We start from the raw sequence: 12894 nt of genomic DNA, 5'->3' as shown, positions 1-12894 counted from the left end.
ATAAGCTCATGAGTAGACTTCGTATCGCATCATTAATAATAAGCATTACTATTATATTATATACGCTGACAGGCTGTGCAAAGTATCCCACCACGGCTGTGACAACCGGCAGGCAGCTCATAATAACCCTGAAAGTCCGTGGAAGCATATCTACCACAGATTCTGTATATCCTGGACTGGTGCACCACTATTTCGTTGCAATCGATAATGACAACGACTCCACCACAGGGCCTCTGGGGGCATTTTATTCGCCTTACGGCGGCACGGGTTGGGTTACCTCGTCAGACGCCGCACACAGCGTCGGTATGACCTCATTCATCGAATATGACGCCGACAATCCTGATGGTTATATATACGGCGTGCTTTCCGGCAGTTATTTTTTGAACCGCACTTCTCCGCAGCCTCTCATCAGCCATGATCTTCAGGACGGCGGTTCCACGATCAGGCTTGTAATCGACTTCAGCCAGATTGGGACGACTGCCATTCCAGCGGACAAGATCACACAGCTCGATATTAACTTTATCACAGCCAATGCGCTTCCCACAAATGCCGGGCAGGTGATTAATGGCCGTGAGATCGATGGCCTTGGTTCCGCCGGGCAGGATTATATCACAATTTCCACCACAACGGACCAGACATATTCGGGTGATGATACCGACTCATCGAATCTCGTTCCATCAGACGCCGATCTTGACATCGAGTCCTGGCGGATAGAAGTGCAGACAGTCTCATCGCGATAGACTTTTGGTTGACTGTCCCCTCACGTTTTAGATATAATGCTACGGTCGATGGAACGGGAGCATTGCGGCGGTAATATGAGCAAGAATGATCTCAAAGAGGCTTATGTTGAAAGCCTCTTTTCGTCTATTGCGTCCAAGTATGATCTGCTCAACAGCGTATTGAGCCTGACCAGGCACAGGGCGTGGCGGCGGTTTGCAGTATCGAAGTCCGGGATAGAGCAGGGCGGTCATGCGCTGGATGTATGCTGCGGGACAGGAGACTTTGCGTTCGAGCTTGCACGAGAAGTGGGCCATAATGGCAGTGTTATCGGAGTGGACTTTTCAGTCCCAATGCTTGAGATCGCAAAGAAAAAGGCACAGCGTATCGGGCTTACGAATGTGGATTTCTTCGCGGCAAATGCATGCGCGCTGCCTTTTGCAGACAATTCGTTTGACTGCGCGACAGTGGGCTTCGGCCTGCGCAACGTTGCGGATCTATCAAAGGCGCTTGACGAGATGACACGGGTGGTGAAACCCGGGGGCAGAGTGGTTAACCTGGAGATCAGCCGCGTTCGTTCGCCTCTGCTGCGGCCATTATGGAAGCTTTATTTCTATTATTTGACGCCGCGCACTGCATCGTTGTTTCGCGCGAAGCGAAGCGCTTATGAGTATTTGCCGGAGTCCGTGCGAGGGTTTATCTCACGCGAGGAACTGGCGAAGCGCATGGAGTCGAGCGGGCTGCGAGATGTGAGGTTTTATGACCTCATGTTCGGCGCCGTGTGTGTGCATGTCGGCAAAATGCCATAAACAGGTGCAAAAGATAACGCTTCACATTTAGTCATTCCGAACGAATGTGAGGAATTTGCTTTGAACCTGACGCTGTAAAATACAGGTTTTTCGCTGTACTTGAAATGGCGAGTTTGTAATTACTCCCATGATAAAAGTACGGCTGCAAGATTTTTGGAGTTGCTGATGAACGCTCGTGTTCTTAGTTCGAGAAGCGAAGATATATGCTGCCCTTGGGCTGTGCCAATTGCTACTGAGATGGACCAGGTCGAACGGATAATAGAATCCGCGATAAGGTCCGAAGTCTCAGTGGCATTTGACCTTTCCATGCATCTTTATTCGGCGGGCGGCAAACGAATTCGGCCCACGCTTGTATTGCTCAGCGCATTGGCCTGCAATGCAAATGCGGATATGGACAGGGCCGGCAGTCTAGCCGCCGCCACAGAGCTTGTCCATATGGCCTCGCTCGTGCATGATGATGTTGTAGATGAGACGCATGAGCGTAGAGGTGAAAGCACTGCAAACAGCGTCTGGGGCAACAAGATGAGCGTGCTGGGCGGTGACTTCATGCTCTCGAAGGCATTCTCTCTGCTTGGTGCAAATGGCGACATAGAGATATTGCAAGCGCTTTCTGGGATGGCTGTTGGCATGGCGGAAAGCGAAATGCTCCAGGCTCAGAGTGAAGGCAGCATTGAGGCGTGGCAGGAAAACTATGACAGGATAATCCATGGCAAGACCGCCTCTTTTATGCGCGCATGCTGCGAGTGCGGCGCGATGCTGGGAGGGGCGGATGTCGAGGCGCGGCAGGCGCTTGCCGAATATGGCCTGCTGCTCGGTCAGGCTTTTCAGATCACGGATGATGTTCTGGATATCGTTGGCGACCCTGCGCAGACAGGCAAGGATGTGGGGTCGGACATCATCAACGGCAAGTTCACGCTTCCGGTGCTGCTTGCTATAAAGAAGCCTGCGTTCGGACCAGTTAAGCCGCTTCTGCTGGAAAAGCCCGCAGTATATGAAAACGCGGCATTTATCGCGCGTCGGATTATAGAGTGCGGGGCAGTAGACGAAGCGCTTCAATCGGCACGCCGGCTCGCATCCGACGCCTGCACTCGACTCAAAAAGCTGCCTGTATCCGATTACACCTTGGCGCTGGAATCGCTGGCTGAGTTCGTTATCAGCCGTAGAGTATAAACCTCAAATCCCTATGTGTGCTATAATGTAAGTGCATTGTTACGTTGGTTTGGCACTGGCCTGGTTGTTCGCGAAAAAATCGGTCCCACTGGTTCACTCGTTTCAAGCCTCGAATACAATAGTATAACAACCGACCAGGAGTATATTGATTGAACTATCAGGACAAAATCTGCGTCTGCCGCGATTGCGGGCAGGAGTTCACGTTCAGCGTGAAGGAGCAGAAAGAATTCGCCAGACTGGGTTTTAACCCGCCGACCAGATGCGTGGACTGTCACGAGCGGCGCAGCGCCAGGCGCAGGCACAGCCGTGGAGGCGATTGCACAACACATGTAGTACAGTGCTCAATCTGTGGAAAAGATGCCATTCTTCCTTTCAAGCCGTCAGATGATAAACCCGCATATTGTGCCGACTGCTTCAAGAAGCAACTCGCCGCTAAAGAAAAGCCCATACGCAGAAAATTCGTGCTGCGCAAGTCGGATAAACCGGCTCAGGAGACCGCATCGGCTGCAACTGAGTCGACTTTCGGCAGCTTCAAATTCGATGCACGTCTTGAACGCGCGATTCGTGATGCAGGATATGAGACTCCCACGCCTGTGCAGGCGGAGGCTATCCCTATTTGTCTGGCCGGACGTGATCTCATAGGCACTGCTCAGACCGGCACAGGCAAGACAGCCGCGTTTGTGCTGCCTATCCTCCAGCATTTGCTCGATAACCCGGTGAACACCGCGCGCACAAGAGCCATTGTGTTGACGCCTACCCGAGAGCTTGCCGAGCAGATCAACGAATCGTTCAAGCAACTGGGCAAGTATGCTAAGATCAAGAGCGCAACCGTTTATGGAGGGGTCAGCATGATTCCTCAGGAACGTGCGCTTCGAGGTGGAGCCACTGTGATAATCGCATGCCCGGGCAGGCTGCTCGATCATATGGAACGCGGCAACACCGACTTCTCGAATGTTGAAAAATTGGTAATCGACGAGGCGGACAGGATGCTGGACATGGGCTTTCTTCCATCCATCAAGCGTATTATTAAGCGTCTGCCGCGCAATCGCCAGAACATGCTCTTCTCTGCTACATTTGCGCCCGAGCTTACAAAGCTCGCGGCGGATACTCTTAATGATCCAAAGCGTGTGAAAGTGGATATCTGTGCTCCCGCGAAAACCGTTGCGCACGCTCTATACCCTTGTCCTCAGCATTTGAAGACTTCTCTGGTCCTTAAGATTCTCGATGAGGCCGATACGAACTCAGTGCTGATCTTCACTCGCACAAAGCACCGGGCAAATCGGGTGGCTGAACAGATCGTGAAGGCGGGTTATGGCGCATCCGCGCTGCACTCAAACAAGTCTCAGAACCAGAGACAGGCTGCTCTGGACGATTTTCGTCTGGGCCGCTGCCAGATATTGGTTGCGACCGATATTGCGGCGCGCGGGCTGGATGTGGACAGCATATCGCATGTAATCAACTACGATATCCCGGATACGGCTGACACATACATTCATCGGATCGGGCGAACGGGCAGGGCAGAGCGTGAGGGCGATGCGATCACTCTGATAACAAAAGAAGACGCAGGTATCGTCTGGGATATAGAGAAAGCTCTCGGCGGGCCTATAGAGCGTAGAAAACTCGATGATTTCGACTACTCGGCGCGCCCTACAACACTAACCGAGTTCAAGCGCGGTCCTATTCAACAGGGCAGGCCAAGATCAACCAAACGGAATGGAATGGTTTCGGTTCACGCAAGGCATTAGTTAGATGTGATGAAGTCTCTTCTTCAGCGCATCCAGCGCTTCCTTTGCTTTCAAGTAGTCTGGGTCAATTTCCAGCGCGCGTTCGTATTCAAACTCAGCTTCGGACTGTATACCGCTCGCTTCGTAGGCCTGAGCGATATTATAGTGAATACTCGCGACGCCGGGGGCTATCTGCTCGGCTGTCTTGAACGCTCCAATTGCCGCGTTGTAGCGCTCCTGTGCCGAATATGCCGCTCCAAGATAGGTAAAAGCCTTGTAGTTTTCGTGATCCATGTGGGCTGCGGCTTCAAGCTGCTCAATAGCGGTCTCGATATTACCCGCCTTGAATGCTTCGACTCCGAGCTTGTAGTGTTCCATTGCTTCCGCCATTTTGGGTCACCAATGGTGAGTAGTGATGGCTGTATGCCATCCGGTTTCAGTATATCCGAGGCCAACAGCAGTGTCAATGGCATGAGAGAAGGCATGAGAGAAGACTTGACGAAAAGGGGTCTATATGAGTATACTTGTGAGGAGTGATCGGGAGGATTCAATTACAATGGATAAGTTGCAACTCGAAGCGAATTACCGCTCGGATACGAGCAAAGGCCGCACTAAAGAGCTCAGGCGCACAGGCTTTGTGACCGCGAACGTCTTTGGCCACGGTTCGGAATCTGTAGCAGTTGAAGTAAATCTCCAGGATTTGCTGGACCAGATAAAAAAAACCGATACGGGTGTCAAGTCTCTTATTGATCTCAAGATCAATGGAGCGCCCAAAAAGTCGGACGGCACCGTTATTATCAAGAATTTTATCAAGGACCCGCTTACACGTAAGCTGTTGGATGTTCAATTCCAGCGGGTCTCGATGAAAGAAAAGATACATGTCGGGGTTCCGATCGAACTGATCGGTGAGGCGCCGGGAATAAAAAGCGGCGGCACACTTGAGCAGATGCTCGACGAACTGCCGGTAAGCTGTTTACCGGGCGATATTCCTTCTAAAATCGATGTGGATGTAAGTGGGCTTGAATTGGGTTGCCATATCCGAGTTGACCAACTTCCTATTGCCGAAGGTGTCGATGTGCTTGCCGATCCTGAAACACTGGTCGTTAATTGCAGGGCTCCTCACGCGGCTGAACTGGAAGAGGCAGAAGCGGTTGAAGAGGAAGCGCCGGGCGCTGAGACCACCGCTGAAGGCGAAGCTTAGTAATAAAATCAATGAGAATGTATGGGAAGCCGCTTGGCTTCCCATATTTTAATTATGCTGCCATATCGAGGTCTGAGGTCCACTCCTCGGTGTTTTTTTTCTCCATTGCGCTCGCGATTGCAGGCGCGGCTGCGCCAGCGATTATGGTCAGCAGTCGAAGCCGCTGTCGAGTCAATTGTTTGCTGTCTTCGAAATACAGGTTCACGACTCCTATCGGTTTATCGCGAGTGACAAGCGGCAGAGAGACCGCGCATCCGTCATCAGCAGCGACCATTCTCCAAGGTATGAACTCCACATCCACGAAGACATCATTGACGACTTGCACTTCCTGGCTGAGGAATGCCTTTGCAGTGTGGCCGGTATGAAATCCCGGCCAGCGATTGGCTGAAATGACCGGATACTTCTTGCCGATTGTGCCGGGGCAATCGGCCGGACCACGAATCGCGAACAACTCCAAGTTTTCACCTGCCTCGTCCGCAAGATAGACAGCAGCTACTTTAACCCCGAGCTGTTCCTGATGCGTTCGCGCATAAAGATCAAGCAAATCGTGCAGGGTTCCCGTGCCGACGACCGACCAGGACACCTGATGCAGAGCGTCGAGTTCTTGCAGCCGATCCTGACCTTCGCGCTGCATGATGGCATTTTCAATGCAAAATCCGCTCATTAGAACGAACCATGATAGTGATTGAAGGGCTGAGCTTATTGTCCACCAATCATCAAATTGGACTTCGGAGGCCAGCCGAAAGACAAGGCTGACAAGCAGTGGAACAAATGAGAAACACAGCATCCCGGCCATGCGATCGTTATGTGTATTAGTGCGGCGGCGGAAACCGACAAGCGCAATTAAATAGAGCATGACGGCAGCCAGTTTTGCAAATATACCTGCTGTCATAAAAGGCAGAGATTGGTTCGCCGCGGTTGCAAGATAGGCGCTCAGGGATCCATCTATCACATATGGCAGTGCAATCAGCGGGCATAGTAATACGAGCAGGCATGCTATCAGAGATTGAACAAATGCGGCTCGGCGCGAACTTGCTTTGCAGGTGGTATTGGCGTATGCCGAAGAAGCGAATAGTATACCGGATATCGTCCAGGCTGCCGATGACACCCATCCGGCCGATGATGATCCTGGCGTGCGCATGTTTACAACAAGTTGTAGCCCAAGCCCTCCGCCGATAACGGTAAAGGCGGTTGCAAGGACCAGGTGTCGAAGCTCACAAGTGAGAACGAACCTGGCAAACAGATATGTGGCGCCGCCAAATCCCGCGCATGCACCCGCGAAAAGCATCAGAGTTGATATGCTCCTAAGAGCATCAAAACAGCGCTCAGGCAGCATCATTTTGGCCGCAATAGATACTACTACGGTCATCAGTATCCCCGCTATAAGACGGCGATACGTGACCCTGCGTTCATGCAGGGATTCAATGTTTGGATTGGCGCTCCTTTTGCCTTCGGTTACTACCAACTTACTCACCTTCGGGTGAGACTCGATTACACCGCTCCGACGTAGAGCGGCAGTCTGCATTGCTGCTCTAACTTGTATTTTTGGCATTTTTGCGGTGCAGCTTAATGTTTGAAAGGCAAAAAGGTGCTATTTTTCGTGACAAATTGTTTTTTGCGAACATTGCAATCGAGTTTGACTATATGCCTGAGTTCTGGAATCATTGTATTGGCTCATTTATTTTTCCGGAGGGTAAGCTGTTGAGAATCCTTCTCTTGCATCCGCCTGCGCTAAGTGAGATTGCGGGCTATACGAGCGAAAGCCTTGGCATAGGCTATATGGCCGCTGTGCTCAGGCGTGAAGGACATGAGGTTGAAGTGCTCGATGCGCAGCTTCAGCGTTTGAGTGTAAAGAGCATAATCCGCGAGGTTCTTGCGCGGGATTTCGATTGCCTGGGAATCACCGCAATGCATAAACACAGAGTTTCGCTGACGGCTGTCGCCCGCGCGGTTCGGGCACACAAAAAGAATGCGACTGTTGTCGCCGGAGGTTATCTGCCGACTTTAGCCGCCGAGCAACTACTCCAAATATGTCCTGAAATAAGCGTCCTGGCTAGAGGAGAAGGAGAAAACGTTGCTCCGGAGCTGTTCGGGCGGATTGCGCGCGGGCAGGACTGGCGCGATGTCCCAGGCATTGCGTATCTTCAAGACGGTATTCCGGTTCTCAACCCGATGCCACCTCTGATTAAGGACCTCGATTCGATCCCGTTTCCCGCGCGCGACGCTCTCAGTCAATCACCCGAGTTTGATATGGCAGCCATAAGCAGCAGCAGAGGATGCTATCACCGGTGCTCATTTTGCTCGGTCAACTCATTTTTTGCGCTCTCAGGCGGGCACGCGGCGCGCTTTCGCAGCGCTGAAAATGTCGTTGATGAGTTGGAATCAGTGGTCGCGTCAACAGGCCTGCGCAAGTTCGTTTTTGTTGATGACGACTTTATTGGACCGGGTGAGAAAAGCCGTGAGCGCGCAATAAAAATAGTCGAGGGTATACGTGATCGCAAACTCGACATCACATTCACTATCGACTGCCGCGCCGACGAAATCGATGAGGATGTGCTCAAACTCCTCAAGGAAGCTGGCCTGACATGTGTGTTTGTCGGTATCGAATCAGGTGTCCAGCGGTCTTTGGACACGTTTAACAAGCAGATCACGGTTGTGCAAAACAGGCGGGCATTGGATGTTCTAAAGAAGTTGGATTTGCAGGTGGAACTCGGCTTTATTCTGTTCGATCCATATACGACCATCGAGGAACTGCAGGAGAATATGAAGTTCATGCGGGAGTTGGGTCAGGTCGCGCCGGTCCATAGAATTGAACTCTTCCAGGGTGTGCCGCTTGTGGAGCAGCTTAGAGCCGATGGACTGCTTATAGAGAAGGGTATTAAGCTTGATTATAAATTCAAGGACCCTCGTACACGTCTGGCATGGCAAATCGCGAATACATTCAAACATGGCGCTAGCTTTCTTCACCGGCTGCAAAAAATGATTGGAAATGGGTGAGATTGCAGCCTATATTAATAAGCGCACCCGACTATATATCGGGTGCGCTTTTGTTTGTGCAGTAGGTTCAGGATTCGGAAATCATAACACAGTACATACATAAACAATCCCTCCAGGTAAGATACCAGGAGGGATTGTTGTGATTGTTATTGTGATAGTCAATCTACGAAGACGCAGACGATTGCGACTCCATAGGCAGCGCCTTGAGGTCTGCAGCCTTGGTGAAGAATATCTTGCCGTCTTCGAGTTCCGCACGGATCGTGTCTCCTGCGCTGAACCTGCCCAACAGAATCTCTTCTGCCAATGGGTCCTCAATCAGCCGCTGCACTGCGCGCCTAAGAGGTCTTGCGCCGAACTGAGGATCGAACCCTTCCGCCCCAAGCAGTTCCTTGACCTCGCGAGTGACCTCGAGTTCCATACCCTGGCTGGAGACCTGCTTGCGAACCCTGTCAACCATCAGATCGACAATCTGCAGGATCTCGTCGCGTGTAAGCTGATGGAAGACAATTACGTCGTCCACACGGTTCAAGAACTCTGGTCTGAATGTCCGCTTCATCTCTTCTGTGATGCGGTGCTTCATACTCTCATACGCCCGTTCAGACTCTGTAGGCGACTCCTCCGGTATGAAGCCGATGGATGGTCCACCCTGGATCGACTGTGCGCCGATGTTGCTGGTCATGATTATGATCGTGTTCTTAAAGTCCACTATCCGGCCCTGCGAGTCAGTAAGCCGGCCGTCCTCCATAACCTGCAGCAGGATGTTGAAGACCTCAGGATGGGCTTTCTCGATCTCGTCGAGCAGCACCACCGAATACGGTCTTCTACGCACGGCCTCTGTGAGCTGGCCGCCCTCATCGTAACCGACGTATCCGGGAGGCGCTCCGACCAGTCTGGACACGGAGAACCTCTCCATATACTCGGACATATCGATCCTGATAATCGCATCTTCAGTCTCAAAGAGATACTGCGCCAGCGCTCTGGCCAGTTCCGTCTTGCCGACGCCTGTCGGGCCGAGGAATACGAAGCTGCCCATCGGCCTCTTCGGGTCCTTCATACCGGACCGCGCTCTTCTGATAGCCTTAGATACTGCTACAACCGCGTCGTGCTGGCCTATGAGCCTGCCGTGCAGGACATCCTCCATCTTAAGGAGCTTGCTCGACTCGCCCTCGACCAGTCTTGAGACAGGGATCCCGGTCCAACTGTAGACTATGTGAGCGATCTCATCTTCACCCACAACTGTCGACTGGCTCGCCTTGTCCTCTTTCCACTTGCGGTCGAGTTCATCTACTTTTTCGCTGAAGTCGTGCTCTTTTGCCCTTAGTTCGGCTGCCTGGTCATAGTTGGACCCGGCGGGTATCGAATTAAGCTGAGACTGTATGCTCGCCAACTCCTGCTTGGCATGCCTGAGTTCAGCCGGAGGCATTGCCATCCGAAGTCTTACTCTGGATGATGCCTCGTCGATCAGGTCAATCGCCTTGTCCGGCAGCGCTCTGTCGGTAATATACCTGTCGGAGAGCTGCGCCGCCGATATCAGCGCGATGTCTTCTATGGTTACGTTATGATGCTTCTCATAGCGGTCGCGCAGACCCTTGAGAATCTGGATCGTCTCTTCAATGTTCGGCTCACGGACCTGGACCGGCTGGAACCTGCGCTCCAAAGCCGCGTCACGCTCGATGTATTTGCGGTACTCGTCCATTGTGGTCGCGCCGATGCACTGCAGTTCGCCTCGCGCCAGCGCAGGCTTAAGTATGTTGGAGGCGTCGATTGCCCCCTCGGCTGCTCCCGCGCCTACCAGAGTGTGCAGCTCGTCGATGAAGAGGATCACTTCACCCGCGGCCTTGCGCACTTCTTCCATAACGCGCTTCATTCTCTCTTCAAACTCACCGCGGTATTTTGTCCCCGCGACCAGCCCGGCAAGGTCTAGAGCGACAATCCGCTTATCTTTGAGAGTCTCGGGTGTGTCGCCGCTGATGATCCTCTGCGCAAGCCCTTCGGCGATAGCCGTCTTACCGACACCCGGTTCGCCTATAAGACATGGATTGTTCTTGGTCCGGCGCGAAAGGATCTGGACGACGCGTTCGATCTCAGTGTCGCGTCCGATGCACGGGTCCATCTTCTCCTGCCTGGCAAGTTCGGTGTAATCTCTGCCGAACTCATCCAGCGTAGGTGTTCTGGAACGCGTGCGGGTTGAGGTAATAGCCGTTGTCTCGCCGTCCTGCAAGTTCATCACCTCTCTACGAGTTCGTTCGAGGTCTACTCCAAGTCTCTGCAGAACGCGGGCAGCCATTCCTTCTCCCTCGCGTATAAGACCCAGGAGCAGGTGTTCCGTGCCGATATAGTTATTGTTCAAATTCCTTGCTTCGTCATAAGCAAGGTCGATAACTCGTTTTGCTCTCGGGGTGAGCTGCATATCCTGCCCCAGACGCCCGTCACCCCTGGTGACCTGGCGCTCTATATCGGAGCGGATCCTGCCCAGACTCACGCCCATTCTATCTAAAATTCTGGCGGCAACGCTGTCATTTTCCCGCACAAGACCTAAAAGCAGATGCTCGGTTGATACATAGTTCTCTCCCAACCTACCCGCTTCTTCCTGCGCGAAAAACACGACTCTACGCGCTCGTTCGGTAAATCTTTGCCACATCTTACAGTTTCCCCCCTTTACTGATGGGATTCTCAACGCTTCGCTAGTTAAGAATTGAGAATTAGGAATTAAGAATTCCAAAGGCCGGCAAGCGCTATAATTCTTAACTCTTAATTCTAAACTCTTAATTAATTAGACGGCCATAATTGTTTGCTTGTTCTGTTCGGCGTTATTAGTATACCCGAGCTAGCCGGGTAATATGTCGACATCGGTCAATTTCTTTCTAAGCAATGCCGCCCGTTCGATACTAACGCCGCCGTCATCACCTGCGCCAGCCTGCATTCCAATCAAAAGTTCATTCATCAGCGCGCCGGTGCAGTTTTCTACCAGTCCAAGCGCTGCCGCAAGACGAATTGGTGACATCAAAGTCACTGCCTCCTGCGGCTTTACAGACATCGCGCTCTTTAGTGTTTTAAGAGACCTTCGCGCGATATCCAACAAACGACTTCTCTCTTCGTTTAATAGTTCCTTCCGCGCAAGCCTCTCTTGGGCAAGTAAATATTGCACGACTGACCGCACTCTCTCGACGATTTCCTGCTCGCTCACGCCCAAAGTAACTTCGTTGGAGACCTGAAACATGTCTCCCAGCCATCCGGTGCCCTCGCCGAAGAGGCCTCTGACCGATACTCCAAGGTCATATGCCGCTCTGAGCTGCGTATTGACCTTCCGCTTAAGCGAAAGTCCGGCAAGGTGCATCATGGTCGATACTCTCAGGCCGGTCCCGACGTTGCTCAGGCTCGCGGTAAGATATCCATACTTTCCCGAATGACCGTAATTCAACCCCTCTGCAAGGACATCGTCCGCCCAATCAACCAGTTCCCAAGCCTGCCGGCATGCCAGTCCCGAGAGAACCGTTTGCAGCCTTACATGATCTTCCTCATTTATCATTATGGAAAGTGTGCCGCTCGGCTCTAGTATGACTGCCCGTCCATTTCCGCCACTTATTTGTTCCACGCTCGCTAAATGTGAGTCCAGCAGGAAATATTTATCCTGTTTGCTGAGTTTGTCGACATTTATCAGCTTTAGCTTAGGGAAACGAGAAGTCAGTCCCGAACTGGCTCTGCGCACTTCGGACACCACCATGGATAAATCTTCCCCACTGGCGCGCGATGGAAACGGATAGTCCGCCAGACTTCTGGCTAACCTGGCTCGGGTGGAGATTACCACATCGGCATCGGGACCGCCGCCTTTTATCCAATCGGGGAGATTATCACTCATCATTTGAGCGACTTGCCGACATGAAATGTGCTGCCCTGCGCAGCTTTCAGGGCATGCTCGATTTCACCGGCAAACCGAGCGTAACACAGACAGCATCCGGGCTTGCCGTCAACAACAATATCAGCCAAAGTCGTTCCACAGAACCTACAACTGTATGCAGAAGACTCAGAGACCTCAGATTTTTGCACAGTCGATACTATGCGATCGATATTCAAAGAGCCGCCCGCATAAATCCTGGTGCGTTCATTTGCGCACCCTTCGCAAACAAACGTTCGGTATATATCTTCACCCCTGCGGCGGACCATAACTACCTTTGCCGGCTGGCTGGCACATATCTCACATTTTACAGGGTCGCTGATCAAGAGAACCTCCGTCACAAAGTCATAATGTCACAACGTCATAACGTCGAGACGATTT

At 52.2% G+C, this 12894-nt stretch carries 11 protein-coding genes; 6 read left to right on the top strand and 5 right to left on the bottom strand.

The genetic code is table 11. The annotated features are described in order from the left end of the window. Positions 1-8 precede the first annotated feature (8 nt). The 4 genes from ABFD83_05150 to ABFD83_05135 all read left to right on the top strand — a co-directional run bounded on the left by ABFD83_05150 (position 9) and on the right by ABFD83_05135 (position 4441). Entirely contained in the window at positions 9-740 is a 732-nt protein-coding gene (locus ABFD83_05150) for a hypothetical protein (GenBank protein MEN6356455.1), read from the top strand. A gap of 75 nt (positions 741-815) precedes the next feature. Then, entirely contained in the window at positions 816-1526 is a 711-nt protein-coding gene (gene ubiE, locus ABFD83_05145) for a bifunctional demethylmenaquinone methyltransferase/2-methoxy-6-polyprenyl-1,4-benzoquinol methylase UbiE (GenBank protein ID MEN6356454.1), read from the top strand. 165 nt (positions 1527-1691) lie between these two features. Then, a complete protein-coding gene (locus ABFD83_05140) occupies positions 1692-2696 on the top strand; it encodes a polyprenyl synthetase family protein (protein ID MEN6356453.1) in 1005 nt (334 codons plus the stop codon). Positions 2697-2845: 149 nt separating this feature from the next. Beyond that, positions 2846-4441, top strand: a complete 1596-nt coding sequence (locus ABFD83_05135; GenBank protein ID MEN6356452.1) for a DEAD/DEAH box helicase — start codon at positions 2846-2848, stop codon at positions 4439-4441. On the opposite strand, the gene ABFD83_05130 is transcribed toward ABFD83_05135, so the two are convergent. Next, a complete protein-coding gene (locus ABFD83_05130; GenBank protein MEN6356451.1) occupies positions 4442-4810 on the bottom strand; it encodes a tetratricopeptide repeat protein in 369 nt (122 codons plus the stop codon). A 166-nt stretch (positions 4811-4976) separates the two neighbouring features. Here ABFD83_05130 and ABFD83_05125 point away from each other — a divergent pair, with 166 nt between their 5' ends. Then, positions 4977-5621 (top strand): 50S ribosomal protein L25, encoded by a 645-nt coding sequence (locus ABFD83_05125; GenBank protein ID MEN6356450.1) that lies wholly within the window; start codon positions 4977-4979, stop codon positions 5619-5621. Between the two features lie 52 nt (positions 5622-5673). Here the strand turns inward: ABFD83_05125 and ABFD83_05120 are convergent, their stop codons facing one another. Then, positions 5674-7173, bottom strand: coding sequence for a GAF domain-containing protein (locus tag ABFD83_05120; GenBank protein MEN6356449.1), 1500 nt, complete (start codon positions 7171-7173; stop codon positions 5674-5676). A 149-nt stretch (positions 7174-7322) separates the two neighbouring features. On the opposite strand from ABFD83_05120, the gene ABFD83_05115 reads away from it, so the two are divergent. Further along, on the top strand, positions 7323-8618 hold the full coding sequence (locus ABFD83_05115) for a radical SAM protein (protein MEN6356448.1): 1296 nt from the start codon (positions 7323-7325) through the stop codon (positions 8616-8618). Positions 8619-8781: 163 nt separating this feature from the next. Here ABFD83_05115 and ABFD83_05110 read toward each other — a convergent pair whose 3' ends face one another. The 3 genes from ABFD83_05110 to ABFD83_05100 all read right to left on the bottom strand — a co-directional run bounded on the left by ABFD83_05110 (position 8782) and on the right by ABFD83_05100 (position 12839). Further along, positions 8782-11259, bottom strand: a complete 2478-nt coding sequence (locus tag ABFD83_05110; protein ID MEN6356447.1) for an ATP-dependent Clp protease ATP-binding subunit — start codon at positions 11257-11259, stop codon at positions 8782-8784. A gap of 186 nt (positions 11260-11445) precedes the next feature. Beyond that, on the bottom strand, positions 11446-12480 hold the full coding sequence (locus tag ABFD83_05105; protein ID MEN6356446.1) for an ATP--guanido phosphotransferase: 1035 nt from the start codon (positions 12478-12480) through the stop codon (positions 11446-11448). Continuing rightward, the gene (locus tag ABFD83_05100) at positions 12477-12839 is read right to left on the bottom strand and encodes a hypothetical protein (protein ID MEN6356445.1); all 363 of its coding nucleotides are present in this window, start codon (positions 12837-12839) and stop codon (positions 12477-12479) included. Before ABFD83_05100 ends, ABFD83_05105 begins: the two co-directional genes overlap by 4 nt. Positions 12840-12894 lie beyond the last annotated feature (55 nt).

This window comes from Armatimonadota bacterium, from assembly GCA_039679645.1.
Classification (GTDB): domain Bacteria; phylum Armatimonadota; class UBA5829; order UBA5829; family UBA5829; genus UBA5829.
This window is presented reverse-complemented; position numbering and strand designations above follow the sequence as displayed.